The sequence below is a fragment of the Variovorax sp. J31P207 genome, from assembly GCF_030316965.1.
Lineage (GTDB): Bacteria > Pseudomonadota > Gammaproteobacteria > Burkholderiales > Burkholderiaceae_C > Variovorax > Variovorax ginsengisoli_B.
This window is the reverse complement of the sequence record NZ_JASZYN010000004.1, coordinates 427932-452433: the sequence shown is the minus strand read 5'-3', so window position 1 is coordinate 452433 and position 24502 is coordinate 427932. Positions and strand designations below refer to the sequence as shown.

General features: G+C 68.7%; 26 protein-coding genes. 17 read left to right on the top strand and 9 right to left on the bottom strand.

The genetic code is table 11. The annotated features are described in order from the left end of the window. Positions 1 to 3 precede the first annotated feature (3 nt). Positions 4 to 420: a hypothetical protein gene (locus QTI68_RS16725; RefSeq protein ID WP_286522837.1), complete on the top strand. Its 417-nt coding sequence runs from the start codon at positions 4 to 6 to the stop codon at positions 418 to 420. Between the two features lie 19 nt (positions 421 to 439). Further along, on the top strand, positions 440 to 1237 hold the full coding sequence (locus tag QTI68_RS16720) for an enoyl-CoA hydratase/isomerase family protein (protein ID WP_286522835.1): 798 nt from the start codon (positions 440 to 442) through the stop codon (positions 1235 to 1237). Between the two features lie 12 nt (positions 1238 to 1249). On the opposite strand, the gene QTI68_RS16715 is transcribed toward QTI68_RS16720, so the two are convergent. Next, on the bottom strand, positions 1250 to 2347 hold the full coding sequence (locus tag QTI68_RS16715) for a M14 family metallopeptidase (protein ID WP_286522833.1): 1098 nt from the start codon (positions 2345 to 2347) through the stop codon (positions 1250 to 1252). A 27-nt stretch (positions 2348 to 2374) separates the two neighbouring features. Next, entirely contained in the window at positions 2375 to 3688 is a 1314-nt protein-coding gene (locus QTI68_RS16710; RefSeq protein ID WP_286522831.1) for an MFS transporter, read from the bottom strand. Between the two features lie 98 nt (positions 3689 to 3786). On the opposite strand from QTI68_RS16710, the gene QTI68_RS16705 reads away from it, so the two are divergent. Next, entirely contained in the window at positions 3787 to 4695 is a 909-nt protein-coding gene (locus QTI68_RS16705) for a LysR substrate-binding domain-containing protein (protein ID WP_286522830.1), read from the top strand. On the opposite strand, the gene QTI68_RS16700 is transcribed toward QTI68_RS16705, so the two are convergent. Continuing rightward, entirely contained in the window at positions 4686 to 5336 is a 651-nt protein-coding gene (locus tag QTI68_RS16700) for a glutathione S-transferase (RefSeq protein WP_286522828.1), read from the bottom strand. The genes QTI68_RS16705 and QTI68_RS16700 overlap by 10 nt on opposite strands. 81 nt (positions 5337 to 5417) lie before the next feature. On the opposite strand from QTI68_RS16700, the gene QTI68_RS16695 reads away from it, so the two are divergent. From QTI68_RS16695 to QTI68_RS16680, 4 genes are all read left to right on the top strand, one after another. Next, positions 5418 to 6080 (top strand): alpha/beta hydrolase, encoded by a 663-nt coding sequence (locus QTI68_RS16695; protein ID WP_286522826.1) that lies wholly within the window; start codon positions 5418 to 5420, stop codon positions 6078 to 6080. A gap of 95 nt (positions 6081 to 6175) precedes the next feature. Then, positions 6176 to 7753 (top strand): glutamate--cysteine ligase, encoded by a 1578-nt coding sequence (gshA, locus tag QTI68_RS16690; RefSeq protein ID WP_286522824.1) that lies wholly within the window; start codon positions 6176 to 6178, stop codon positions 7751 to 7753. 118 nt (positions 7754 to 7871) lie between these two features. Continuing rightward, complete coding sequence (locus QTI68_RS16685; protein ID WP_286522820.1) at positions 7872 to 8252, top strand: response regulator; 381 nt, start codon at positions 7872 to 7874, stop codon at positions 8250 to 8252. Positions 8253 to 8334: 82 nt separating this feature from the next. Continuing rightward, entirely contained in the window at positions 8335 to 9252 is a 918-nt protein-coding gene (locus tag QTI68_RS16680; protein WP_286522819.1) for an SDR family NAD(P)-dependent oxidoreductase, read from the top strand. 30 nt (positions 9253 to 9282) lie between these two features. Here the strand turns inward: QTI68_RS16680 and QTI68_RS16675 are convergent, their stop codons facing one another. After that, positions 9283 to 9642 carry an HPF/RaiA family ribosome-associated protein gene (locus QTI68_RS16675; protein ID WP_286522817.1) on the bottom strand — a complete coding sequence of 120 codons (360 nt, stop codon included), beginning with the start codon at positions 9640 to 9642 and terminating at the stop codon, positions 9283 to 9285. A gap of 156 nt (positions 9643 to 9798) precedes the next feature. Between QTI68_RS16675 and ylqF the strand changes: the two genes are divergently transcribed. Beyond that, entirely contained in the window at positions 9799 to 10761 is a 963-nt protein-coding gene (gene ylqF / locus QTI68_RS16670) for a ribosome biogenesis GTPase YlqF (RefSeq protein WP_286522815.1), read from the top strand. A gap of 12 nt (positions 10762 to 10773) precedes the next feature. On the opposite strand, the gene QTI68_RS16665 is transcribed toward ylqF, so the two are convergent. Beyond that, entirely contained in the window at positions 10774 to 11697 is a 924-nt protein-coding gene (locus QTI68_RS16665; RefSeq protein WP_286522814.1) for an RNA polymerase sigma factor, read from the bottom strand. Then, positions 11678 to 11983: a hypothetical protein gene (locus tag QTI68_RS16660; protein WP_286522812.1), complete on the bottom strand. Its 306-nt coding sequence runs from the start codon at positions 11981 to 11983 to the stop codon at positions 11678 to 11680. The genes QTI68_RS16665 and QTI68_RS16660 overlap by 20 nt, the downstream gene beginning before the upstream one ends. Positions 11984 to 12128: 145 nt before the next feature. On the opposite strand from QTI68_RS16660, the gene QTI68_RS16655 reads away from it, so the two are divergent. The 8 genes from QTI68_RS16655 to QTI68_RS16620 all read left to right on the top strand — a co-directional run bounded on the left by QTI68_RS16655 (position 12129) and on the right by QTI68_RS16620 (position 20452). Continuing rightward, positions 12129 to 13172, top strand: coding sequence for an aldo/keto reductase (locus QTI68_RS16655; RefSeq protein ID WP_286522811.1), 1044 nt, complete (start codon positions 12129 to 12131; stop codon positions 13170 to 13172). Between the two features lie 131 nt (positions 13173 to 13303). Continuing rightward, on the top strand, positions 13304 to 14533 hold the full coding sequence (locus tag QTI68_RS16650; protein ID WP_286522810.1) for an ABC transporter substrate-binding protein: 1230 nt from the start codon (positions 13304 to 13306) through the stop codon (positions 14531 to 14533). Positions 14534 to 14612: 79 nt separating this feature from the next. Beyond that, positions 14613 to 15488, top strand: coding sequence for a branched-chain amino acid ABC transporter permease (locus QTI68_RS16645; RefSeq protein ID WP_286503956.1), 876 nt, complete (start codon positions 14613 to 14615; stop codon positions 15486 to 15488). A 7-nt stretch (positions 15489 to 15495) separates the two neighbouring features. Beyond that, positions 15496 to 17445, top strand: a complete 1950-nt coding sequence (locus QTI68_RS16640; RefSeq protein WP_286522808.1) for a branched-chain amino acid ABC transporter ATP-binding protein/permease — start codon at positions 15496 to 15498, stop codon at positions 17443 to 17445. A gap of 97 nt (positions 17446 to 17542) precedes the next feature. Further along, positions 17543 to 18265, top strand: coding sequence for an ABC transporter ATP-binding protein (locus QTI68_RS16635; RefSeq protein ID WP_286522807.1), 723 nt, complete (start codon positions 17543 to 17545; stop codon positions 18263 to 18265). 140 nt (positions 18266 to 18405) lie between these two features. Beyond that, a complete protein-coding gene (locus QTI68_RS16630; protein ID WP_286522805.1) occupies positions 18406 to 18831 on the top strand; it encodes an ester cyclase in 426 nt (141 codons plus the stop codon). Then, the gene (locus tag QTI68_RS16625; protein WP_286522804.1) at positions 18828 to 19445 is read left to right on the top strand and encodes a TetR/AcrR family transcriptional regulator; all 618 of its coding nucleotides are present in this window, start codon (positions 18828 to 18830) and stop codon (positions 19443 to 19445) included. The genes QTI68_RS16630 and QTI68_RS16625 overlap by 4 nt, the downstream gene beginning before the upstream one ends. 71 nt (positions 19446 to 19516) lie before the next feature. Then, positions 19517 to 20452, top strand: a complete 936-nt coding sequence (locus QTI68_RS16620) for a M14 family metallopeptidase (protein ID WP_286522803.1) — start codon at positions 19517 to 19519, stop codon at positions 20450 to 20452. A gap of 6 nt (positions 20453 to 20458) precedes the next feature. Here the strand turns inward: QTI68_RS16620 and QTI68_RS16615 are convergent, their stop codons facing one another. Continuing rightward, entirely contained in the window at positions 20459 to 21316 is an 858-nt protein-coding gene (locus QTI68_RS16615) for a M23 family metallopeptidase (protein WP_286522802.1), read from the bottom strand. Between the two features lie 8 nt (positions 21317 to 21324). Then, on the bottom strand, positions 21325 to 23127 hold the full coding sequence (locus tag QTI68_RS16610; RefSeq protein WP_286522801.1) for a glutamine--tRNA ligase/YqeY domain fusion protein: 1803 nt from the start codon (positions 23125 to 23127) through the stop codon (positions 21325 to 21327). 136 nt (positions 23128 to 23263) lie between these two features. On the opposite strand from QTI68_RS16610, the gene QTI68_RS16605 reads away from it, so the two are divergent. Then, positions 23264 to 23602 (top strand): hypothetical protein, encoded by a 339-nt coding sequence (locus tag QTI68_RS16605; protein WP_286522798.1) that lies wholly within the window; start codon positions 23264 to 23266, stop codon positions 23600 to 23602. Between the two features lie 77 nt (positions 23603 to 23679). Here QTI68_RS16605 and QTI68_RS16600 read toward each other — a convergent pair whose 3' ends face one another. Next, the gene (locus QTI68_RS16600) at positions 23680 to 24501 is read right to left on the bottom strand and encodes a LytR/AlgR family response regulator transcription factor (RefSeq protein WP_286522796.1); all 822 of its coding nucleotides are present in this window, start codon (positions 24499 to 24501) and stop codon (positions 23680 to 23682) included. Position 24502: the final 1 nt, after the last annotated feature.

Sequence of the window (24502 nt, the reverse complement as noted above, 5' to 3'; positions counted from 1 at the left end):
CCCATGGACCATTCTCGTACCCGACTTTTCGTTTCCCTCGGGCGCATCGTTGCGCCGCTGCTGCTCGCCTTCGCCGTCTCGGGCGCGCCCGCGCAGCAGGACGCCGACCGCTTTCCCGCCGCCGCGATGAGTTTCCTGGGCGGCGAGCTGCCGGCCATGGAAGCCGCCATCACTGCGCGCGACCGCGATTATTTCGAGGACGCGATGGGCCGGATGCTCGACTTCTCCGACAGTTGGGGCTTCAAGACGCGCGACAACCCGGCGCTGGCGCGCTTTCCGATGTGCACCGATGCCGTGTCGGATTTCCTGGTGGTCGGCATGTGCCGCATCATGACCACCAATTCGGCCTGCGAGCCCGGCATGGCAGCCAGGTTCAACAGCAACCTGCAGAAGTGCCGCGAGCTCGCGGCCAAGCTCTGACGACCCGAGGGACTGCACCATGGACTACGGCCACTACCGCACCCTGTCGATCACCCGCCGCGGCGACGCCGGCGCCGTGCTCGACATCCAGATGCGCGCCGCCAACGGCAAACTGCCCACGGCCGGGCCTGACGGCCACCGCGAGCTGGCCGAGATCTGGCGCGACGTAGCGGCCGACGACAGCGTGCGCTGCGCCGTCCTGCGCGGCGAAGGCATGGGCTTCTCGGGCGGCGGCGACCTTGCCATGGTCGAGCAGATGTCGGTCGACGACGCGGTCCGCACCCGGGTCTGGAAAGAGGCGCGCGACCTGGTCTACAACCTGATCAATTGCGACAAGCCGATCGTCAGCGCGATGCATGGGCCGGCGGTCGGCGCCGGGCTGGTGGCCGGGCTGCTGGCCGACATCTCGATCGCCAGCAAGACCGCGAAGATCGTCGACGGCCACACCCGCCTGGGCGTCGCGGCGGGCGACCATGCGGCGATCGTCTGGCCGCTGCTGTGCGGCATGGCCAAGGCCAAGTACCACCTGCTGCTGTGCGAGCCGGTGAGCGGCGAGGAGGCCGAGCGCATCGGCCTGGTCTCGCTGGCGGTCGACGAGCCCGAGCTGCTGCCGCGCGCCTACGAACTGGCCGACCGGCTGGCGGCCGGCACCCAGAGTGCGATCCGCTTCACCAAGTACGCGCTCAACAACTGGCTGCGCCAGGCCGGGCCGACCTTCGATGCTTCGCTGGCACTCGAGTTCATGGGCTTCGCCGGGCCCGACGTGCGCGAGGGCGTGGCCTCGCTGCGCGAGCGGCGGGCACCGAAGTTCGGCTGACCGGACAGCCGTTCAGACGGCCTTGAGTCCCTGCAGCGTCTGCAGCAGCACCACACGGGTCTGGCCCAGCACCATGCCCTTCCATTCGTCGTTGTCGCAGTAGAAGGCGTCGCGCAGGTCCTGGCGGATCGCGCGTTGCTGGGCTGCCGGCGCGTCCGGATGGCGGCGCAGCCAGGTGTCGGCGCGCAGCCGGTTCAGCACCTCCTGGTCGGGCAGGGTGCCGAACTCGAGGCCCATCAGCGAGGCCCGCGCCTGCGGGCACTCGTCGTACACCGTCGACACCACGGGACCCGAGACGTCGGCCGAGGCCGAATTGCCCTCGAAGGGCGCGAACACGTCGGCGCCCCACCAGGCGCGCGCGCGGGCCAGATCGGCCGCCGCGTTGCGGCCCGGGTAGATCTTCTCGCCGTGGCCGTAGGGACCGAGGCCGGTGTGGACGTCGATCCAGGCGATGTCGGTGGCGTTCGCCGCGTACTTGCGCAGGATCGCACGCACCGTGCGGTTGCTCCACGAGGGCCCGGTGCCGCCATAGAACACGCCGTCGGGTGAGGCGTACTGGCCAGCGGTCACCGCGGTGCGGTAGGCGCGCAGGCCGTGCTGCGCGATGTAGGCGGCCATTGCGGCCTCGTCGGCGGGGCCCGGCGGCCAGCTGGCCGGCAGCACGAAAGGCTCGACCTCGGCGTAGGCCGCGTTGACCGGCAGCGGCGCATCGAAGGAGATGTGGTTGCGGTTGAGGTCGATGTTGTCCTCGTTGGTCCGATGCAGGTGCGAGAAGCCGTGGGGGTTCACCGCGTGCACCAGCAGCAGCGCGACGCCCGCCTGGGCCAGCCGGGCCAGCAGGTCGGCGTCGTGCAGCGTTGCCACCTGGCAGCCGGACCCGCTGAACCCCTCGGGCCCATGGGTGCCGGAGCTCACGATCAGCAGCTTGGCGGCGCCAGTCGCGCCAAGCAGCGCGACGTCGGTGGCCAGCGTCTCGCCGAGTGCGCCGCGATGGGCCTCGAGCACGAAGGATTCGACCGTGGCGCCGCTTGCGGCGGCGGCGTCGAGGAACTTGCGCCGGGCCTCGGCGTAGGTGCCTGAAAAATGGCGGGTGGCTGCGGAAGTGTGCATCGTGGGTCCTTGGGATGTCATTCGGGTTCAGGCGGGCTGATGGGCGCCCGCCGCGTCGATGTCCTTGCCGGTGAAGTCCTTGAGCCACAGAAGGCCCAGCAGCGACACCAGCGTCATGGCAAGAAGGTACCAGGCCGGCGCCAGCCGGTTGCCGGTGACGGCGAGCAGCCAGGTGCTGATGAAGGGCGAGAAGCCGCCGAACAGCGCCACGCCGACGCTGTAGACCAGCGACATGCCGCTGGCGCGCACATGCTTCGGGAACATCTCGGGCAGCATCGTGATCCCCGGCACCGTCTGGATCACCAGCGTGATGCTGAGCAGGCCGACCACGGCGAACAGCACCGCCGGCGTCGGCGACTGGTTGAGCCAGAGAAAGCCCGGATAGATCATCAGCACCAGCGCGATCCGGCTCCAGACGATCAGCGGCTTGCGCCCGATCCGGTCCGACCAGCGGCCGATGAAGGGCGCCAGGCCGAAGGACAGCAGCCCGGTGAGCGCGGCGCCGAACAGCGCCACCGTGGGCGGCAGGCCGAGTTCGCGGACCGCGTAGGTCGGCATGTAGAAGGTCACGACGTAGGCCGCCGCGGTGCCGCCGACGATGCTGAGGATGGCCGCCAGCACGGTGCGGCCGTGTTCGGAGCAAACCACCGACAGGCTGCTGCGGCGTGCCTTCGCCCGTGCCGCCGGCGTTTCGACGTCCAGCGATTCTTCGAGGTGCCGGCGGATGTACATGCCGACCGGCGCGATCAGCATGCCGAGGAAGAAGGGCACCCGCCAGCCCCAGCTTTCGAGTGCCGCCGGCGAGAGGGTGGCCGTGAGCAGGCCGACCGCCACGGCGCCGAGCAGGATGCCCAGGCCCTGGCTCGCGAACTGCCAGCTGGCCATGTAGCCGCGATCGGCCGGCGTCGCGTGCTCGACCAGCAGGGTGGTCGAGGCGCCAACCTCGCCGCCGGCCGAGAAGCCCTGGATCAGCCGCGCCAGCACGATCAGCATCGGCGCGGCGACGCCGATCCGCGCATAGGTGGGCGCCAGCGCGATCAGCGCGCAGCCCAGCGCCATCAGGAAGATGGTCAGGGTCATCGCCTTCTTGCGGCCGGCCCGGTCGGCATAGGCGCCGATCACGATGCCGCCGAGCGGCCGCATGATGAAGCCGACGCCGAAGGTGGCGGCGGTCAGCAGCAGCTGGCCGTAGGCGGTCGAGGTCGGGAAGAAAAGCTTGCCGATCAGGAGCGCCATGAAGCCGTAGACCGTGAAGTCGAAGAACTCAAGCGCATTGCCGATGGTGGTGGCGACGATGGTCTTGCGCCGTGTCATCGGACGGTTGAGAGCGGGAGGTTTCATCTGAATATGTTTCGTGATGTTGTCGCGGGCGGATGCTAGGCAAACATGGTGCTCATGAAAAGACAATAATTGGTCTTCGTCGATAACTTTTGGTTTTCATGAAGCCCAACCAGCTGCTGGCTTTCGTCGCCGTGGCGGAACAGTTGAGCATCCGGGGCGCGGCACGGACACTCGGCCTCTCGCAGCCCGCGGTCACCAAGATCGTGCGCGAGCTCGAGCGCGAGGTCGGCGCGCCGCTGGTCGAGCGCAGCGTCAAGGGCGTGAGCCTGACCCCCTACGGCGAGGCCTTCGCGCCGCGCGCGAGGCTGCTGCTGGCCGACATGCGCCGGGCCCGCGACGAGATCGCGCAGATCCGCGACGGCGCCACCGGCAAGGTGGCCGTCGCGGTCAGCACGTCGGTGGCGCTCACGATCCTGCCGGCCGCCTTCAAGGCCTACCACGCACGCCTGCCCGCGGTCGATGTCCACTTCAGCGAGGCGGTGCTGCCCTGGATGCTGGCGCGGCTGCGCGACGGCCAGCTCGACCTCGCGGTGGCCCACGTGATTCCCGGCACCCTCGATGCCGAGTTCGAGGCCATCGACCTGTTCCCGGTCCATCTGGCCGTCGGCGTGCGCGACGGCCATCCGCTCGGCGGCGCGAAGTCATTGCGGGAGCTGCATGCGGCCGAATGGGTGTTGCCCGGCGACGGCGAGCTGGGCCGCGAGGTGGTGGCGCCGCTGTTCTCCCCGATCGGCCTGACCGCGCCCCCCCGCGTGATCCTCGGCGCGTCGGTCACGGTGGCGCTCGGGCTGGTGGGCCACATGGACCTGGTCGGCCTGTTCGTCGAGCCGTTGGTCGAGCTCGCCTTCAGGCACCACGGCATCCGGCGCGTCGCCATCAGGGAGCAGCTGCCGCCGCTGCACGTCTGCGTGGTCAAGCTGCGCAGCCATCGGCTGACCCCGGCCGCGCAGCACTTCGTCGAGTGCGTGCAGCTGGCTGCGACGGCGCAGACAGGTTCTCAGGCGTAGCGCGCCAGCATGGCTTCGGTGTTGGTCTTGCGGTCGGCGTTGACCCTGGCCACGTGCGGCCGCTGGCCCATGCGCTTGAGATAGTCGCGCGAGGCCGGCAGCAGTTCGGCCAGCAGGTCGCGCCCGTAGATCAGCCGGGTCGCACCGGCGACCAGCGGCAGGTGCGTGATCGCGGCGCAGTCGGCCAGGGTGAACTGGTCGCCGGCGATGAAGGGCGTGTCGAAGCGCGCCAGCTTGCCGAAGGCCGGGATGTTCTTTTCGAGTTGCTGGCCGATCTTCTGCTTGAGGCCGTCGCTGACCTTGCCGCCGAAGAAGGCCTCGGGGTAGAGGTTGCGGGCCACCAGTTCGAGGTGCAGCTCGAGGTAGAGATTCAGCTCGCGCACCTTGGCGGCGGCATAGGGGTCGGCCGGCAGCAGCGGAATGTCGGGGTAGGCCGCCTCGATGTATTCGTTGATCGCGGCCGACTCGCACAGCATGCCCTGGTCGGTCCGCAGGTAAGGCACCTTGCCGAGCGGTGAGGCCGTCAGGTCGGTTTCGCCGATCCAGGCCAGCTCTTCGTCGAAGCGAACGTTCTTCTCGAGCAGCGCCAGCTTGACCTTGTTGTAGTAGTTGCTGGCGGCGAAGCCGATGAGTGTCAGCATGGGATGTCTCCTTGGTTGGTCGGCCGCCATTCTTGCCGGCTTGCCGGAACCCGGGCCGATTTCTGCGGTAACTTCGGTGCCATGTCAAATCCGCCCATCGAAATCGAAACCGGCCCGAACCCCACGGCCACCGTCCTCCTCATGCACGGCCTCGGCGCCGACGGCAACGACTTCGTGCCGATCGCCAACGAACTGGACCTGTCGTCGGTCGGGCCGGTGCGTTTCGTGTTCCCGAACGCGCCTGTGATCCCGGTCACCATCAACGGCGGCTATCGCATGCCGGCCTGGTACGACATCCTGGGCGCCGACCTCGCCAAGCGCGAGGACGAGGCCGGCCTGCGCCGCTCGCAGCTGACCCTCGAGGCGCTGATCGCCAACGAGAAGGCCCGCGGCATCCCGGCCTCCCGGATCGTGATCGCCGGTTTCTCCCAGGGTTGCGCGATGGCCTTCATGACCGGCCTGCGCCATCCGGAGCGGCTGGCCGGCATCGTCGGCCTGTCCGGCTACCTGCCGCTGGCCGACCTGACGGCGGCCGAGCGCCACCCGGCCAACCAGCAGACGCCGATCTTCCAGGCCCACGGCCAGCGCGACGGCGTGGTGGTGATCGCCCGGGCGATCCAGGGCCGCGACACCCTGAAGGCGCTGGGCTACGACCTCGAGTGGCACGAGTACCCCATGGAGCACTCGGTCTGCATGGAGGAAATCGCCGACCTGAACCGTTTCCTGGTCCGGGTGCTGGGCTGAAAAGGGGGCGCTGGCGGCGGATTTCAGTCCGCCTGCGCGCCTTTTCCGGTCATGCTACCTTCCGTCCCCACGAAAGAACGATGGGTGATAACTAAATGAGTAACTTCAAGGAGCGCCTGGACGCGCTCTCGCCCGCGCGGCTCCGGGGGGTGCGGCGCGGGATCGAGAAGGAAAGCCTGCGGGCGCAACCCGATGGCAAGCTGGCCCTGACGCCGCATCCCGCGGCGCTGGGCTCGGCGCTCACGCACCCCCACATCACGACCGATTTCAGCGAATCCCAGCTGGAGCTGATCACCGGCGCCCATGCGGACGTCGATACGGCATTGGACGAACTGGTGCGCGTGCACCAGTTCACCTACCGCGTGCTCGATGAAGCCGGCGACGAGCGCCTGTGGGTGTCGAGCATGCCCTGCGGCCTGCCGACCGACGAAACCATCCCGATCGGGCGCTACGGATCGTCCAATGTCGGCCGCGCCAAGAGCGTCTACCGCATGGGCCTGAGCCATCGCTACGGGCGGCGCATGCAGACCATCTCGGGCATTCACTACAACTGGTCGCTGCCGGACGTGTCGAGCGAACAATACTTTGCGCTGATCCGCAACTTCCGCCGCCACGCCTTCCTGCTGCTGTATCTGTTCGGCGCCTCGCCGGCGCTGTGTTCGAGCTTCGTCGACGGCCGGCCGCACGAGTTGCAGCCGCTGGGCGAGGGCAGCATGCACATGCCGCACGGCACCTCGCTGCGGATGGGCCGGCTGGGCTACCAGAGCGACGCGCAGGCCTCGCTGGCGGTGAGCTACAACAGCCTCGACGGCTACGGCGCCTCGCTGCAGGATGCGCTGACCCGGCCCTGGCCGGCCTACGAGGCGATCGGCATCCGCAACCTGGGCGGCGACTACAACCAGCTCGCCACCAGCCTGCTGCAGATCGAGAACGAGTTCTACGGCACGATCCGCCCGAAGCGCGTGATCTACCCGGGCGAGCGCCCGCTGCACGCGTTGCGCGAGCGCGGCGTCGAGTACGTCGAGGTCCGCCTGATGGACCTCGACCCCTTCGAGCCGGTCGGCATCAATGCCCAGACCATGCGCTTCCTCGATGTCTTCCTGCTGCACTGCCTGCTGTCCGACAGTCCGCCGGACACCCGCGAAGAGATCGCCGACCTGGCGCACAACCAGCACCTGACCGCCGCCCGCGGGCGCGAGCCCGGCCTGCGGCTGCGGCGCGGCGGCCGCGAGGCCGGGCTGACCGAGTGGGGCGCCGAGCTGCTGGAGCAGTTCGGCCCGATCGCCGCCGCACTCGATGCGGCGCACGGTGGCACGCAGCATGCCGATGCGGTGCGCGCGGCCGGCGCGGCGCTCGGCGACCCGGCCGTGCTGCCGTCGGCCCGCGTGCTCGAGGCCATGAAGGCCCACGGCGATTCCTTCGTCGGCTTCGTGCGTGCCCGCTCCGAGGCCACCCGCGAGGCGCTGCTCGCGCTGCCGTTCGCGGATGCGCAGCGGACCCTCTTCGAGCGCATGACCCAGACCTCGCTCGAGGCCCAGAAGCGGATCGAGGCCAGCGACAGCATGCCGTTCGAGATCTATCGCGAGCAGTACGTGTCGCCGGCGCGGCTCGGCTTCAAGAACCACTGGGCCGAGACGCCGGCCGAACCGGTGAGCCAGCGCGCCGCCCTCTGAGCGGGGCATGGGGTAGGCGGCTGCCTACCCGCATTGGCCGCCATGGCCCACCCGCGGGAGCGCGGCGATGGGGATGATGGCAACAGAGACACATACCGTCCTTTGTTGACATCCCACCATGACCTTCAAGACCTACCTGGTCGAAGACAACCCCGTGATCCGCGAGAACCTGGTCGGCTTTCTCGAAGAGATCGTCGATGCCACCGTGGTCGCGCACGCCAGCGGCGAAGACGAGGCCGTGGCCTGGCTGCGCCAGCACGGCGAGAGCTGGGACGTGGCCATCGTCGATCTCTTCCTTGACCAGGGCAACGGGCTCGGCGTGGTCGACGCCTGCCGCCAGCGGGCCGCCCACCAGAAGGTGCTGGTGGTCAGCAACTACGCCACCCCGGACGTGCGCGCCCGCTCCAAGGCGCTGGGTGCCGACGCCTTCTTCGACAAGTCGGGCGAAATCGACCTGCTGCTCGACTACTGCGAGCGCCTGAGTCGCCAAAACGACTGATCTTCCCGCTTCGCCGGCCGGACGGCTCGCTTTCTGGGGTAAAACGCGTCGCGTCAACGACTCCTACGAAAGCACTGAAAGCATGAGCAGCATCGATTTCAAGGGCCGCGTGGCCATCGTCACCGGCGCCGGCGGCGGGCTGGGCCGCCAGCACGCGCTGGCATTGGCGGCGCGCGGCGCCAAGGTGGTGGTCAACGACCTCGGCGGTGCCCGCGACGGCTCCGGCGGCTCGGTCAGCGCGGCCCAGGCGGTGGTCGACGAGATCCGGGCCGCCGGCGGCGAGGCGATCGCCAATGGCGCCTCGGTGACCGATTTCGAGGCCGTGCAGGCGATGGTCGCGCAGGCGGTCGCCACCTGGGGCCGGGTCGACATCCTGGTCAACAACGCCGGCATCCTGCGCGACAAGAGCTTCGCCAAGATGGACCTGGCCGACTTCCGGCTGGTGATGGACGTCCACCTGATGGGCGCCGTGCATTGCACCAAGGCGGTCTGGGCGCTCATGAACGAGCAGAAATACGGCCGCATCGTGATGACCACCTCGTCCTCGGGCCTGTACGGCAACTTCGGCCAGAGCAACTACGGCGCCGCCAAGCTGGCGCTGGTGGGCCTGATGCAGACCTTGTCGATCGAGGGCGCGAAGAATGACATTCGCGTCAACTGCCTGGCGCCGACCGCCGCCACCCGGATGACCGAGGACCTGATGCCCGAAGCCGTGCTCGAGGCCTTGAAGCCCGAGGCCGTGGTGCCGGCGATGCTGGTGCTGGCGGGCCAGGAGGCGCCGAACCGCACGATCCTGTGCGCCGGCGCGGGCAGCTTCGAGTCGGCCCACATCACCTTGACGAATGGCGCCTGGATCGGCCTCGGCGGCGATGCGCCGGAGCGGCTCGCCGAGCGGCTGGCCGAAGTGACCGACCGCAGCGGCGAGATCGTCCCGCAGAGCGGCGCCGCACAAGGCAGCAACGAGGTCGGCAAGGCGATGGCGAACGCCGGCCGGCACTGATGATGCGGCCCGGGCATGCGCGGGCCGTCCTTATTCGACCACCGCGTCGCCGTCCTTGCGGATCGAGTCGCGGTCGCGGTGGCCATAGAGCCGGCCCAGGGTGCTGTCGAGGGCGCGCTTGAGCTTGTCGGCGGCGCCGCGGAAGGCCTCGTCGAGTCCGGCCGCCTGGTGGCTCACGGCCAGCGGTTGATGGCCCGCGATGCGGGCCTCCATCGCGCAGCGCTTGGCCGCGCCGCCGCTGGCGGCGTGGTTCTCGTCGCTCAGGTGGATCTCGACACGCGTGACCTCGGCCGCGAAGCGGGCCAGGGTCTGGCGCATCTCGGTGTCGGCCCAGCGCTCCAGGGCTTCCTTGTTCTCGAGGCCGTTGCTGGTATTGATCTGGATCTGCATGGTGAGCGGTCCTTTCCTCGCAAAACCCTACTGTGCCCCGATCGGGGCGTGCCATACGTAAGCATTTCGGCAACGTGGTCGAGGTCGCAATGACCACACGCGCGGCGCGGCGACAATGGCGGGCCGCATCCTGCAGACAGAGAAAGAATTTCCCCGATGGCCATCCAGTGGTTCCCCGGTCACATGCACCTGACCCAGAAGGCCATTGCCGAACGGATCAAGGACATCGACGTCGTCATCGAGCTGCTCGACGCCCGCCTGCCCGGATCGAGCGCCAACCCGATGCTGGCCGAGCTCACCGGCCACAAGCCGGGGCTCAAGGTGCTCAACAAGCAGGACCTGGCCGACCCGGCCTGCACCGCGCTCTGGCTGGCCCACTACAACGCGCTGCCCGAGACCCGCGCGATCGGCCTCGACGCCAGCCAGACCACGCCGGCGCGCCAGCTGATCGATGCCTGCCATGCGCTCTCGCCGGCCCGCGGCGGCATGGCCAAGCCGATGCGGGTGCTGATCTGCGGCATTCCCAATGTCGGCAAGTCGACACTGATCAACACCCTCACCGGCAGCCGCAAGGCCAAGACCGGCGACGAGGCCGGCATCACCAAGCTGGAGCAGCGCATCACGCTGGCCGACGACTTCTACCTGTGGGACACGCCGGGCATGCTGTGGCCGCGCATCATCGTCGCCAAGAGCGGCTACAACCTGGCGGCCAGCGGCGCCGTCGGGCGCAATGCCTTCGACGAGGAAGAGGTGGCGCTCGAACTGCTCGACTATCTCAAGGGCCACTACGCGGGCCTGGTCGAGGCGCGTTTCAAGATCGATCCGATCGGTGCGCTGAGCGACGAAGAGGTGCTCGAGGCGATCGGCCGCAAGCGCGGCGCGCTGCTCGGCAAGGGCCGGGTCAACCTGCAGAAGGCGGCGGAGATCGTGATGAACGAATTCCGCAGCGGCAACATTGGTCGCATCACGCTGGAGACGCCCGGGGAGTTCGCGCAGTGGCTGGCGGCCGGACAGCTGCTCGATGCCGAGCGCGCCGCGAAGAAGGCGGCCCGGGGGCGCAAGAAGGGGTCGGGCCGGCGCGAAGACGCGCAGCCGGATCCGGCGGACGATCCGACCTGAGCACCGCTCTGCTCAGGGCGCGAGCACGAGATCGGCGTCGCGCGCGATGTAGGGCACGTGGCGGAAGTCGCGGATCAGGCAGAGCCACCCGTCGCGCCACTGCAGCTCGATGAAATAGCCGGGCGGACCGTCGCCGCGGCCCGGCAGCACGGCCAGCACCGCGCGGCCGTCCAGCCATGCGGGCACGAGCCGCCAGTCGTCGAGGCGCTCGTAGTTCGAGAAGTACACGCCGACCTCGCGCCGCCCCGCGGCCTTGCGGCGCGACACCAGGTCCAGCCGCACGTCGTCGGCCAGCAGGGCGCGCACGCCGTCCCAGTCGCGGGCGTTGAACAAGCGGGCGTAGTGCAGCAGCTCGGGCGTCGCGGTGCGCGCCGGCGCCGCGTCCGGCGTGGTGGCCGGCAACTGCCGCAGCAGGCCGCGTCCGCGATGCAGCGCTGCCTTCACGGCCGGCACGCTGAGCTCGAGTTCGGCGGCGATCTCTTCGAGCGAATGGTCGAGCACGTCCTTCAGGATGACGCAGCCGCGCTGCGCCGGCGCCAGCTGCAGGAAGCTGCGCAGCGCGGCCCGCACGGCCTGCTCGCGCGCCAGCGCATTGTCGGGCTCGAGCGCCGCATCGTCGGCGAGCTCGAGCGCCGCTTCGAGCGGCTCGGCCCGCCGATGGGCCTCGCGCCGCCAATGGTCGATGGCGCGGTTGTGGGCGATGCGAAACAGCCAGGGGCGCAGCGGCGGCATCGCCTTGTGCTGGGCGAGTTCGAAGCAGGCCCGCGCCAGCGTGTCCTGCACCACGTCCTCGCCATCTGCGACCGATCCGGTCATGCGCGTGGCGTAGCGGTGCAGGTCGGGCCGGATGTCGTCGACCAGCGCGAGGAACTGGCGCCGCGCCTCTTCGAGGGTGGCGATCAGCGCCTCGGGCGCCTCAGGACCCGAAGAAGCCATAGGAGCCGATTTCGCTGATCTCGACCGTGACGGGCGGCTCTTCGCAGCGCTCGCGCACGCCCGCCACGAAGGCCTTGAAGGCGGGCAGGGCGGTCAGCAGGTTGCTGCCGTCCGGCGCCTCGTGCGAGGCGATGTGGACGAAGCTCACGCCGTCCTCGAGCTTGAAGGTGGCGTAGCGCAGGCCGGCCGGCCGGCGCTCGGCGAGTTCCTGGTACACCGCCCGGACCAGGCGCTCGTTCTCGTCGACCCGATCGGCCTTGAGCTTGTAGCGGACCATGCGTTTCATGATGGAGCCTTTCTCCGGCGAGGCCGGTCTCATTGTTCACCAGGCAATGACGTTTCGGGCTGCCCGAAGGATGCGGAGGGCGGCCGCCTGCACGATCGGCCGTACGCGCCTATGCTCTGCCGCTTCGACACAAGGAGTGTTCTCGATGCGCAACCGTCCCCTGGGCCGCACCGGCCTTTTCGTTTCCGAACTCTGCCTCGGCACCATGACCTTCGGCGGCAGCGACGGCATCTGGAGCCAGATCGGCGACCTGCAGCAGGCCGACGCCGAGCGCCTGGTCGGCCAGGCGCTCGACGCCGGCATCAACTTCATCGACACCGCCGACGTCTATTCGGGCGGCCTGTCGGAACAGATCACCGGCCAGGCCCTCAAGAACCTGCAGGTGCCGCGCGACAGCGTCGTGGTCGCCACCAAGGTGTTCGGCGAGACCGGCCCCGGGCCGAACGCCCGCGGCGCCTCGCGCAGCCACATCATGGACGGCCTCAAGGCCAGCCTGAAGCGGCTGCAGCTCGACCACGTCGACCTCTACCAGATCCACGGCTTCGACCCCGCCACGCCGATCGAGGAGACCGTGCGGGCCCTCGACCAGCTGGTGCGCCAGGGCCATGTGCGCTACGTGGGCGTCTCCAACTGGGCCGCCTGGCAGATCGTCAAGGCGCTCGGCATCGCCGAGCGCTGGGGGCTGGCGCGCTTCGAATCGCTGCAGGCCTACTACACCGTGGCCGGCCGCGACCTGGAGCGCGAACTGGTGCCGATGCTGCAGAGCGAAGGTGTCGGGCTGATGGTCTGGAGCCCGCTGGCCGGCGGCCTGCTGAGCGGCAAGTACGGTCGCGAGCAGCAGGCCGAGCAGGGCAGCCGGCGCGTGAGTTTCGACTTTCCGCCGGTCGACAAGAACCGGGCCTGGGATTGCGTCGATGCGATGCGCCCGATCGCCCAGGCGCACGGCGTCTCGGTGGCCCAGGTGGCGCTGGCCTGGCTGCTGCACCAGCCCCAGGTCACCAGCGTGATCGTCGGTGCCCGCCGCGCCGAACAGCTGGCCGACAACCTGGCGGCGACCCAGGTGGCGCTCAGCGCGGCTGAGCTGGCGCAGCTCGACCAGGTCAGCCGGCTGCCGGCCGAATACCCCGACTGGATGTTCGCGCGGCAGGGCGAGAACCGCCGCAAGCAACTGGCCGGCGAGCCGCGTTGAGGCGCGCTCCGGCAGGTCTGGAGAACGATATTTCTTATAGCGTTTTTAGGGTTGTCACTCTCTCTGAAGAACGCATGTAACGGTATGTTCTGCGGACGACTTTTTTTCGACCCCTATTGGAGATTTTCCTGATGCTGTTTCGATTCAAGCTTCTTGCCGTGGCGGGCGCCGTGGCCTTCAGCGCTGGCGCGTTCGCGGCCGACCCGATCAAGATCGGCGTCGACGGCCCGTTCACCGGCGGCTCGTCTTCGATGGGCGTCAGCATGCGCGACGGCGTGCGCCTGGCCACCGAGGAAATCAACAAGAGCGGCGGTGTCCTGGGTCGCCAGATCCAGCTGGTCGAACGCGACGACGAGGCCAAGAACGAGCGCGGCGTGCAGATCGCGCAGGAGTTCATCAACAAGGAAAAGGTCGTGGCCGTGGTCGGCTACATCAACACCGGCGTGGCCCTGGCGTCGCAGCGCTTCTTCCAGGAAGCCAAGATCCCGGTGCTGAACAACGTCGCGACCGGCTCGATCATCACGCACCAGTTCGACAAGGAGCCCGAGAACTACGTGTTCCGCAATGCGGCGCATGACAGCATCCAGGCGCCGATGATCGTCGAGGAAGCGGTCACCCGCCGCGGCTTCAAGAAGGTCGCGATCCTGGCCGACTCGACCAACTACGGCCAGCTGGGCCGCGAAGACCTCGAGAAGGCGCTCAAGGCCAAGGGCATCACGCCGGTGGCGGTCGAGAAGTTCAACATCAAGGACGTCGACATGACGGCCCAGCTGCTGAAGGCCAAGGAAGCCGGCGCCGAGGCGGTGCTGACCTACGGCATCGGCCCCGAGCTGGCGCAGATCGCCAACGGCATGACCAAGCTGGGCTGGAAGGTCCCGATGGTCGGCAGCTGGACCCTGTCGATGGCCAACTTCATTGACAACGCAGGCCCGGGCGGCGACGGCGCGCGCATGCCGCAGACCTTCATCCAGGAGCCGACCACGCCCAAGCGCAAGGCCTTCATCACCAGCTACCTGGGCACCTTCAAGCCGAAGAACAACCGCATCGATTCGCCGGTCTCGGCCGCCCAGGGCTACGATTCGATCTACCTGCTGGCCGCCGCCATCAAGCAGGCCAACAGCACCGAGGGGCCGAAGATCCTGGCCGCGCTGGAAGACCTGAAGACGCCGGTCGAGGGCGTGGTGACGACCTACACCAAGCCCTTCACCAAGGGCGACCACGACGCCATCACCGCCAACATCCCGGTGTTCGGCGAGGTCAAGGGCGGCCGCGTCAACTACGCCAACGCCGACGACATGAAGAAGGCGGCCACGGTGCAGCTGAAGAACAACGCGGCCAACGACGCCCTGCTGAAGCCCTGACCCGCGCCTGCCTGACGGCGCCGCCCCGGGTCGCTCCCGCGGCGGCGCCTTTTTGTGCCAACGCCTCCCGAAAGCCGTCATGCAAATCCTGACCCAACTCATCTTCAGCGGCATCGCGCTGGGCATGATCTATGCCGTCATCGCCTTCGGCTACCAGCTCACCTTCGCCACCTCGGACACCCTCAACTTCGGCCAGGGCGACGCGCTGATGCTCGGCGCCCTGGTGGGCCTCACCCTGGTCACCCTGGGCGTCAACTACTGGCTCATGATCCCGCTGGTGTGCCTGTTCGGCGCGGTGCAGGGCGCCGTGGTCGAACGCATCGGCGTGCGGCCGGCGATCAAGATCAAGTCCGAATTCGGCTGGATCATGTCGACCATCGCGCTCGGCATCATCTTCAAGAACGTGGCCGAGAACGTCTGGGGCCGCGACGACCTCAAGTTCCCGTCGCCGCTGCCCGAGGCGCCGATCAAGTTCCTCAACGCCAACGTGCTGCCGATGGAGATCCTGGTGGTGGTGGGCGCCATCCTCATGATGCTGGCGGTCGAGCTGTTCAACCGCCGCTCGATCTACGGCAAGGCGGTGGTCGCGACCTTCAACGACCGCGACGCGGCCAAGCTGATGGGCATCAACACCGGCCTGGTCATCACTTTCTCGTATGCGCTGTCGTCGCTGACCGCGGCCTTCGCGGGCGTGCTGATCGCGCCGCTGACCTTGACCGGCGCCACCATGGGCGCGGTGCTGGGCCTGAAGGCCTTCGCGGTGGCGATCATCGGCGGGCTGACCAGCGGCATGGGCATCATCCTCGGCGGCATCATCCTGGGCATCGCCGAGACCACCACCGGCTTCTACCTGAGCACCGGCTACAAGGACGTGCCGGGCCTGGTGCTGCTGCTGATCGTGCTGGCGGTGCGCCCGGCCGGCCTGTTCGGCAAGACCGCGATCAAGAAGGTCTGACGCACACATGAATACCAAAATCGGACGCTTCCTCCTCGCCCTCGTCGGCTTCGCGGCGCTGCTGCTGTTCCCGATCGGCATCGACAACCCGTACTACATCCACCTGCTTGAGACCATCATGATCTACGCGATCCTGCTGTTCGGGCTGGACATCGTGGTCGGCTATACCGGGCAGGTCTCGCTCGGCCATGCGGGCCTGTTCGGGCTCGGCGCCTACACGGCGGGCGTGCTGGTCTACAAGCTCGGCGCACCGCTGATGGTGGCGCTGATCGCATCGATCGGCGTCACGGCGCTGTTCGGTGCGCTGCTGGCATTGCCGGCGCTGCGCGTCACGGGGCCGTACCTGGCGATGGTCACGCTGGCCTTCGGCACCATCATCCAGATCCTCATCAACGAGATGAGCTTCATCACCGAAGGGCCGATGGGCATCAAGCTCACCAAGCCGCCGCTGTTCGGCCACAAGCTCGACGAGCGCGAGTTCTACTGGCTGGTGGTCGTGATGCTGGTGCTGTCGCTGGTCGTGGTGCATCGCATCCTGCGCTCGCACCTCGGGCGCGCCTTCGAGGCGCTGCGCGGCAGCCCGGTGGCGTCGGACTGCATGGGCGTGTCGGTGTACCGCTACAAGGTCTATGCCTTCGTGATCAGCGCCGGCTTCGCCGGACTGGCCGGCAGCCTGTATGCGTATTCGGAGCAGTACATCTCGCCGAACACCTACAACTTCGAGCTCACCGTGCTGTTCCTGCTGGCCGTGATCATGGGCGGGCGCAAGAGCCGCATCGGCGCCATGCTGGGCGCGACCATCATCGTGCTGTTGCCCAAGCTGCTCGACGACGTGGAGTTGTTCCGCTACGTGTCGGTGGCGCTGGCGGTGCTGGTCATGGTGGTGGCGGTGGTGGGCGTGCAGATGAAGCGCGTCACGCCCAAGCAGATGGCCATTCCGGTGGTCGGCAGCATCGCGCTCGCGGGCCTGGCTTTCTGGCTCCAGACCATGACCGACTGGCGGCTCTCGATCTTCGGCGTGATCATGCTGTTCGTCGTCTACTACCTGCAGGACGGCATCGTGGGCTTCGTGCGCAACGCGCTGAACCTGCGCCGGCCCAAGGCCCAGCTCGAGGTCGAGGGCGCCGGCATCGCGCCGGCCGATGCCGTGGCGACCGCCGCCATGGCCGGCGGCCAGCCCGAGGTGCTGCAGGCGTCGGGCGTGCTGATGCAGTTCGGCGGCCTGAAGGCGCTCAACAATGTCGACCTGACTGTCAGGCGCGGTACCATCCACGGCCTGATCGGGCCCAACGGCTCCGGCAAGAGCACGATGATGAACGTGCTGACCGGCATCTACGTGCCGACCGCCGGCGCGATCAGCTTCGGCGGCCGTTCGCTGGTCGGTCGCACCTCGTCCGACATCGCGCTGTCGGGCATCGCGCGCACCTTCCAGAACGTGCAGCTGTTCGGCGAGATGACGGCGCAGCAGAACGTGCAGGTCGGGCTGCACCACACCTTCCGCAGCAACCTGTTCGACGTCGCGGTCCACACGCCGCGCTACAAGCGCGAGAGTGCGGCGGCGGCCAACCGGGCGCTGGGCCTGCTCAAGTTCGTCGGCCTCGAGGCCTTCGCCGCCGAGGAGGCGCGCAACCTGCCGTACGGCAAGCAGCGGCTGCTCGAGATCGCCCGCGCGCTGGCGCTCGACCCGCAGCTGCTGCTGCTCGACGAACCGGCCGCCGGCCTGACGGCGCCGGACATCAAGGAGCTGATCGCCATCATCCGCAAGATCCGCGAGCACGGCGTGACCGTGATCCTGATCGAGCACCACATGGACGTCGTGATGACCATGTGCGACACGGTCTCGGTGCTCGACTTCGGACAGAAGATCGCCGAAGGCGAGCCGGCCGCTGTGCAGGCCGACGCCAAGGTGATCGAAGCCTATCTGGGCGGCCAGGAAGCCGAGCCGCAGCCTGCTTGAGGAAGACCATGAACCCCCACGCTCATCACTTCGTGTATTCGCTGCCCCCCGAGGGGGCGCAGGCCTCCCTTGGGGCGGCCCGGCGGGAGGCCTGACCATGCTGACCATCCAGAATCTCTCCGCCGGCTACGGCAAGGTGCAGGTGCTGCACGGCGTCTCGATCGAGGTGCCCAAGGGCAAGGTCGTGACCCTGATCGGCTCCAACGGCGCCGGCAAGACCACGACCATGCGCGCGGTGTCCGGAATGATCCAGCCGACGGCCGGCGAGATCACGCTCAACGGCAAGCGCATCGACGGCCTCGAGTCCTACCACATCGCCAAGCTCGGGCTCGCGCATTCGCCCGAAGGCCGGCGCGTGTTCGCCACCATGACCGTGACCGACAACCTCACGCTGGGCGCCTTCCCCCGGCTCACGGGCAGCCGGCCGCGCGGCGATGTCGCGGGCGACCTCGAGCGGGCGCTCGACCTGTTCCCGCGGCTCAAGGAGCGGCGCACCCAGCTGGCCGGCACCTTGTCGGGCGGCGAGCAACAGATGCTCGCGATGGCCCGTGCGGTCATGCTGAATCCCGAGGTGGTGCTGCTCGACGAACCCTCGATGGGCCTGGCGCCGATCCTGGTGGCCGAGGTCTTCCGCATCATCGGGCGGCTCAAGCAGGAGGGCGTGACCATGCTGCTGGTCGAGCAGTTCGCGGCCGCCGCGCTCGGCGTGGCCGACTACGGCTACGTGCTCGAGAACGGCCGCATATCGCTGCACGGGCCGGCCGAGAAGCTGCGCAACGATCCGGGCGTGAAGGCGGCGTACCTGGGCAGCGGGCACTAGGTTTGCGGCCACGGGGTGCGGGTGTCGCCGCGATAGATTCCGTCAATGAACGGGGCTGGCTCATTCGAGACTAATTTCTTGTAATGAGATTGTTGTCTCATTAAAGTTTACGGGAACCCCATCACCTGGAGGACCCGGACATGGCGCTCACCCGAACCGAGATGGACCGCAGGATCGACCAGCATTTCCGCTTCGAGGCCACGGACGATGTCGAAGGCGTGCTGGCGACGCTCTCTCCCGACGTCGAGCACGACATCGTCGGCGCGCCGTCGGGGCCGACGCGGGGGCGCGACGGCGCGCGGCCTTTCTACGAGGCGTTGTTCAGCGACCTGTCCGACAGTCGCGTCGAATGCCTGCGGCGGCTTTACGGGGCCGATTTCCTGGTCGACGAATCGATCTGGCGCGGCAGGGCGCCCGGTCGACCCTTCGGCCTCGAGGGCCGCGGCCGGCCGCTCGAATTCAGGCTGCTCCATGTGGTCGAGTTCACCGACGCCGGGGACATCCGGCGTGAAAACGTATGGCTCGATCTCGCGGCCATCCTGCAGCAGTTGCCGCAGGATTCATGAGCGGCCCGTCAAGCGAGCAGGCCGGCCGCCCCAACCAGCGGCGGCGCACGCGCAAGGACCTGCTGCAGGCCGCCGCGCGCCTCATGCAGGCGGGCCGCCAGCCCAGCCTCGAGGAGATCGCCGAGGCGGCGGCGGTGTCGCGGGCCACCGCCTACCGCTACTTTCCGAGCATCGAGGCGCTTCACCGCGAGGCCTCGCTCGACATCGCGGTGCCCGAAGCCGCGGCGGTGCTCGGCGACACCCGCTCGCAGGACCCGGTGCAGCGGCTGGAACGCATCGATGCGGCGCTGAGCAGCATGATCGCCGCCAACGAGGCGTCGCTGCGCATGATGCTGGCGCAGTCGATGGAGCGCGTGGTGCGGGGTGGACACGACGCCGAAGTGCCGGCGCGCCAGAACCGGCGCAGCCCGCTGATCGAGGCCGCGCTGGCGCCGGCCCGCAGCCAGTTCAGGCCGGCGGCGGTGAAGACGCTCGAGCAGGCACTGGCGCTGGTGATCGGCACCGAATCGATGGTGGTCTGCAAGGACGTGCTGCAACTCGACGACGCGCAGGCGCTGAAGGTCCGGCGCTGGGCGATCCGGGCGCTGGTGGAGGCGGCGAAGAAGGCCGACTGACGCTCGCCTGCCGTGCCGGATCGGCGCACTTGTAGCAAACTGCTGCAATTCCGTCTCCTAACGACCCCCTCATGACCGACACCCAACCCGCCCTTGAAGTCCTGCCGCGCGACATTTCCGCCTACTGCGAGGGCAACACGGGCATCGACTACGTGCACCGATTCGAATCCGGCAAGCCCGGCCCGCACGTGCTGATCAATGCGCTGACCCACGGCAACGAGATCTGCGGCATGGTGGCCGCGACGCATCTGCTGGACAGCGGCGTGCGGCCCAAGCTCGGCACGCTGACTGTCAGCTTCGCCCACGTCGAGGCCTACAACGCCTTCGATCCGGCCAAGCCTTTCGACAACCGGCAGATCGTCCACAACCTCAACCGCGTCTGGTCCGACGAATGGCTCGACGGCCCCGAGGACAGCCCCGAGCTGCGGCGCGCCCGCGAGCTGCGGCCGGTGGTGGCTGCTGCCGACCACATCCTCGACATCCACTCGACCAGCCAGGACGTGGTGCCGTTCTGGGTCTACCCGGACTTCGAGCGCAATGCGCGGGTGGCGACCGCGATCGGCCTGCCGCCGGTGCACCTGGTGATGCCCAGCGGCCTGGGCTCGGGCACGCCGTTGATCCAGCACGGCATGCATGCCGGCGCCGATGCGCCGGGCGCCGCGATGGTGGTCGAGTGCGGCCAGCATTTCAAGCAGAGCGCGGCCGATCTCGCGACCGAGGTGACGCTGCGCTTCCTGGCGCACTTCGGATTGATCGACCGGGCAGGGGCGACGCCCGAGGTGGAAGCACAGCGCCGTTTCGAGTTGCTGCAGACGCACCTGATCAAGTTCGAGGATTTCCGCTTCGTTCGGCCGCTGATCGGCTTCGAGACCTTTGCCGAGGGCGAACTGATCGCCACGCAGGGGACCGACGAGATCCGCGCGCCCTGCGACGACTGCACGGTCTTCATGCCGGCGCAGCGGGTGATCGTGGGACGTGAGGCGGTGTATCTGACGAAGCCGCTGTAGGCTGCCTCAAGCCGCAATGAACAGCGCCGGATCCACCATCGTCCGGTTCAGCATCACCCCCCAGTGCAGGTGCGGCCCGGTCACGCGGCCGGTGGCGCCCACGGCGGCCAGCCGCTCGCCGCTCTGCAGCGCGTCGCCGGTCTTCACGTCGATCCGGCTCAGGTGGCAGTACATCGTGAGCAGGCCGCCGCCGTGGTCGAGCCAGACGGTGCCGCCGTTGAAGAAGTAGTCGCCGGTGTCGATCACCCGGCCCGGCAGCGGCGCCAGCACCGGCGTGCCGGTGGCGGCTGCGATGTCCATGCCGCTGTGCGGATTGCGCGACTGGCCGTTGAAGACGCGGCGCAGGCCGAAGGAGCTCGATCGCCGCCCCGGCACCGGCACCCGCATCTGCAGCTCGTGCGGCTCGGGTTCGCTGAAGGTGGCCATCACCGTCGCCTGGTGGTCGCGCTCGCGCTCGTAGCGGGCCTGGTCGGCAGCTGACAGGTCGACCGTACCCGGTGCCACCTTCAGGCGCTGTTCGCTGTATTGCTTGGGCGCGATCGTGTAGGCGATCGGGCGCTCGGCGCCATCCCCCGTGCGCACCATGATGCGGGCCTTGCCCGGGGCGGTCGCGAGTGGAATGCCGACCAGCACGGTCCATTCGATCGGGTCGCCCAGCACCAGCAGCGGGATGCCGCCCTCGGTGCGCGCCTCCGGCCGCGCCGCGGCAGGACCGAGCGACAGGCGCGCCACGCCGCCCGGGACCTGGGCACCATGCGGCCAGAGCGCGGGAGCGGGCGTGGCCGGCGAGGGTGTTGCAGCGGCCTGCGCGGCCGGCAGCGACAACAGGCCCATCGATGCAAGCAGGAGCGAGCGGCGCTGCATGGCGTGCCTCACTTGCCCCAGCTGTCCCGCATGCCCGCTGCGCGGTTGAACACGCGCTGGCCGGCGGTCGCCGCCTTGGCATCGACCACGAAGTAGCCGTGGCGTTCGAACTGGAATCCGGCTCCGCCCTCGGCGGCGCCGGCGAGCGAGGGCTCGACGAAGGCCTGGCAGGTGACCAGGCTGTCGCGATTCAGCTCTTCCAGCAATTCGCCGCTGCCCGGCTGGGCCGCCGCGAACAGGCGTTCATACAGGCGCACCTCGGCCTGCAGCGCATCGGCGGCGGCCACCCAGGTGATGTTGCCCTTGACCTTGATCGCGTCCGCGCCCGGCGTGCCGCTCTTGGTGTCGGGCACCAGCGTGGCCTGCACTTCCTGCAGCTTGCCCGAGGCGTCGCGGGTGCCGCCCGTGCAGACGATCGTGTGCCCGTACTTCAGCCGCACCTTGTTGCCCGGGAACAGGCGGAAGAAGCCCTTGGGCTGTACGTCCTCGTAGTCGGTGCGCTCGATCCAGACCTCGCGGCCGATCTTGAAGCTGCGCTGGCCGCGCTCGGGGTGGTGCGGGTGCACCGGCGCCGTGCAGTCGTCGAGGAAGCCGGCGCCCATCAATTCGTCCCAGTTGGTGATGACCAGCTTGACCGGGTCGAGCACCGCCATCGCGCGCGGCGCGATCGGGTCGAGGGTGTCGCGCAGCGCGGCCTCGAGGCTCGCGTAGTCGATCCAGCCGCCGGACTTGGTGACGCCCGAGCGCTCGCAGAACAGCTTCAGCGCCTCGGGCGTGTAGCCGCGGCGGCGCAGCCCGGCCAGGGTCGGCATGCGCGGATCGTCCCAGCCGTCGACGTGGTTCTCCTCGACCAGCTGGCGCAGGCGGCGCTTGCTGGTGATGACGTGGGTCACGTTGAGCCGTGCGAACTCGTATTGGCGCGGATGCGGCGAGGCGATCAGGCCGCCTTCGGCCAGCCTGTCGAGCAGCCAGTCGTAGAAGGGCCGCTGGTCTTCGAACTCGAGCGTGCAGAAGCTGTGGGTGATCTGTTCCAGCGCGTCCTCGATCGGATGCGCGAAGGTGTACATCGGATAGATGCACCACTTGTCGCCGGTGTTGTGGTGGGTGGCGCGGCGGATCCGGTACAGCGCCGGGTCGCGCATGTTGATGTTGGGGCTCGCCATGTCGATGCGAGCCCGCAGCACGGCGGCGCCATCGTCCAGCTGGCCGTCGCGCATGGCGCGGAAGCGCGCGAGGTTTTCCTCGGGCGTGCGGCCGCGGAACGGGCTGTCGGTGCCGGGCGTGTTGAAGTCGCCTCGATTGGCGCGGATCTGCTCGGCGCTCTGCTCGTCGACATAGGCCAGGCCGGCGCCGATCAGGTACTCCGCGGCCCGGTACATGAAGTCGAAGTAGTTACTCGCGAAGTACACATGGTCGTTGGCTTCGCCCGGCTTGGCGGGGTTGTCGGCCAGATGGGTGTCGTAACCCAGCCACTGCACGGCGTCGCGGATGGCGTCGACGTATTCCTGTTCTTCCTTTTCGGGGTTGGTGTCGTCGAAACGCAGGTGGCAGACCCCGCCATATTCCTTCGCCAGTTCGAAATTGAGCCAGATGCTCTTGGCGTGGCCGATGTGCAGGTAGCCGTTGGGCTCCGGCGGAAAGCGCATGCGGACCTTGGCCGGATCCTGCATGCCCTCGGCGTGATGGGCCGCGTCGCCCGGGGATCCGCCCCACTTGCGGGTGGAATAATTGCCCTGTTCGAGGTCGCTTTCGATCACGTGGCGCAGGAAATTGCTCGGCTTGGTGCTGTCGTTGTCTGCAGGGGAAGTCATCCATCCATTCTAGGTGGCCCCTCAGGCGCGTTACCTTTGGCAACGATCTTCACGCAAGGCCGTGCACCAGGTTCACACCTCGCGCGTTCAATACATTACATGGGCGGCCAATACCCGCCTTCACAGGAGTTTCACGATGAGCCTTACCCGCACCACCTTGTTCAAATGGGCTGCCGCCGGCGTCGTTGCCGCCGGAGCCTTGTTCGCTACAGCGTCGGCCAGCGCGGCCGTTGGCTGGTCGGTGGGCGTCAACGTGCCCGGCGTGGCGATCGGTGTCGCCGCCCCGCAGCCCTACTACGCACCCGCCCCGGTGTACGTGGCGCCGGCGCCGGTCTATTACCCGCCGCCGCCGGTCTACTACCGCCCGGCGCCGGTGTACTACGCGCCGCCTGCCGCCTACTACCGTCCGGCTCCCGGCTACTACCGTCCGGGCCCGGGCTACTACCGCCATCACGGACACGGGTACTACCGCTGAGCGGCCGATAGCCTCTTTTTTTTGCTGTCACCATGAAAAACCGGCCCCGTCGAACGGGCCGGTTTTTTCATGTCGGTTCACATGGCACGGAACAGGTGGGCGTAGAGCCGGCTGACCGGTATCCGGTCGTCCCGGCCCCGCAGGCTGAGGTGCTGGCGGCCGGTCTCGTCGCGGTGCACCGCCTCGATCGCGCTGCTGCGCACGACCACCGCGCGATGCACCTGCCAGAAGACATCGGGGTCCAGCTGCGGCAGCAGCTGCTTCAGCGGCGTGCGGATCAGGTATTCGTGGCCGGCGGTCAGGACGCGGACGTACTTGTCGGCCGCCTCGAAATACAGCACCTCGTCGACCGGGACCATGCGCACCGTGGCGCCGCCGGCCTCGCTGGCGGCGATGAACCTGAGCGGCCCGCCGTTGGGGGCCGGTGCCGCCGCGGCGCCGGCCAGCAACTGGCGCCACTGGGCCAGCGTCCGCTCCAGGGCGGCCGGCTCGGAGGCCGCCGCGGGCGCCTGGGCCGCCAGCGCCTGCTGGAGGCGCGCGACGGTCTTGCGCAGCCGTTCGGGCTGGACCGGCTTGAGGACGTAGTCGATCGCCTGGGTCTCGAAGGCGCGCGCCGCGTATTCGTCATAGGCGGTGACGAACACCAGCTGCGGCATCGGCGCCTCGTCGGCCGGCCAGGTGTCGGCCAGTTCGGCGGCAGCGCCCAGGCCGTCCTGCCCCGGCATCCGGATGTCGAGGAACAGCACCTGTGGCAACCGCTGCAAGGCCTCCCGCACGGCGCTGGCACCGTCGCCGACGCAGGCGACGATCTCCAGGTCGGGCCAGGCGGCGGCCAGTTCGGCGCGCAATGCCTGCGCGAGCAGCGGTTCGTCTTCGGCGATGAGGGCGGTGGCTTTCATG

Bases quoted from the DNA above. Each gene is read 5' to 3' on its own strand.
- QTI68_RS16725 (WP_286522837.1), top strand. From the start codon at position 4: ATGGACCATTCTCGTACCCGACTTTTCGTTTCCCTCGGGCGCATCGTT.
- QTI68_RS16720 (WP_286522835.1), top strand. From the start codon at position 440: ATGGACTACGGCCACTACCGCACCCTGTCGATCACCCGCCGCGGCGAC.
- QTI68_RS16715 (WP_286522833.1), bottom strand. From the start codon at position 2,347: ATGCACACTTCCGCAGCCACCCGCCATTTTTCAGGCACCTACGCCGAG.
- QTI68_RS16710 (WP_286522831.1), bottom strand. From the start codon at position 3,688: ATGAAACCTCCCGCTCTCAACCGTCCGATGACACGGCGCAAGACCATC.
- QTI68_RS16705 (WP_286522830.1), top strand. From the start codon at position 3,787: ATGAAGCCCAACCAGCTGCTGGCTTTCGTCGCCGTGGCGGAACAGTTG.
- QTI68_RS16700 (WP_286522828.1), bottom strand. From the start codon at position 5,336: ATGCTGACACTCATCGGCTTCGCCGCCAGCAACTACTACAACAAGGTC.
- QTI68_RS16695 (WP_286522826.1), top strand. From the start codon at position 5,418: ATGTCAAATCCGCCCATCGAAATCGAAACCGGCCCGAACCCCACGGCC.
- gshA (WP_286522824.1), top strand. From the start codon at position 6,176: ATGAGTAACTTCAAGGAGCGCCTGGACGCGCTCTCGCCCGCGCGGCTC.
- QTI68_RS16685 (WP_286522820.1), top strand. From the start codon at position 7,872: ATGACCTTCAAGACCTACCTGGTCGAAGACAACCCCGTGATCCGCGAG.
- QTI68_RS16680 (WP_286522819.1), top strand. From the start codon at position 8,335: ATGAGCAGCATCGATTTCAAGGGCCGCGTGGCCATCGTCACCGGCGCC.
- QTI68_RS16675 (WP_286522817.1), bottom strand. From the start codon at position 9,642: ATGCAGATCCAGATCAATACCAGCAACGGCCTCGAGAACAAGGAAGCC.
- ylqF (WP_286522815.1), top strand. From the start codon at position 9,799: ATGGCCATCCAGTGGTTCCCCGGTCACATGCACCTGACCCAGAAGGCC.
- QTI68_RS16665 (WP_286522814.1), bottom strand. From the start codon at position 11,697: ATGGCTTCTTCGGGTCCTGAGGCGCCCGAGGCGCTGATCGCCACCCTC.
- QTI68_RS16660 (WP_286522812.1), bottom strand. From the start codon at position 11,983: ATGAAACGCATGGTCCGCTACAAGCTCAAGGCCGATCGGGTCGACGAG.
- QTI68_RS16655 (WP_286522811.1), top strand. From the start codon at position 12,129: ATGCGCAACCGTCCCCTGGGCCGCACCGGCCTTTTCGTTTCCGAACTC.
- QTI68_RS16650 (WP_286522810.1), top strand. From the start codon at position 13,304: ATGCTGTTTCGATTCAAGCTTCTTGCCGTGGCGGGCGCCGTGGCCTTC.
- QTI68_RS16645 (WP_286503956.1), top strand. From the start codon at position 14,613: ATGCAAATCCTGACCCAACTCATCTTCAGCGGCATCGCGCTGGGCATG.
- QTI68_RS16640 (WP_286522808.1), top strand. From the start codon at position 15,496: ATGAATACCAAAATCGGACGCTTCCTCCTCGCCCTCGTCGGCTTCGCG.
- QTI68_RS16635 (WP_286522807.1), top strand. From the start codon at position 17,543: ATGCTGACCATCCAGAATCTCTCCGCCGGCTACGGCAAGGTGCAGGTG.
- QTI68_RS16630 (WP_286522805.1), top strand. From the start codon at position 18,406: ATGGCGCTCACCCGAACCGAGATGGACCGCAGGATCGACCAGCATTTC.
- QTI68_RS16625 (WP_286522804.1), top strand. From the start codon at position 18,828: ATGAGCGGCCCGTCAAGCGAGCAGGCCGGCCGCCCCAACCAGCGGCGG.
- QTI68_RS16620 (WP_286522803.1), top strand. From the start codon at position 19,517: ATGACCGACACCCAACCCGCCCTTGAAGTCCTGCCGCGCGACATTTCC.
- QTI68_RS16615 (WP_286522802.1), bottom strand. From the start codon at position 21,316: ATGCAGCGCCGCTCGCTCCTGCTTGCATCGATGGGCCTGTTGTCGCTG.
- QTI68_RS16610 (WP_286522801.1), bottom strand. From the start codon at position 23,127: ATGACTTCCCCTGCAGACAACGACAGCACCAAGCCGAGCAATTTCCTG.
- QTI68_RS16605 (WP_286522798.1), top strand. From the start codon at position 23,264: ATGAGCCTTACCCGCACCACCTTGTTCAAATGGGCTGCCGCCGGCGTC.
- QTI68_RS16600 (WP_286522796.1), bottom strand. From the start codon at position 24,501: ATGAAAGCCACCGCCCTCATCGCCGAAGACGAACCGCTGCTCGCGCAG.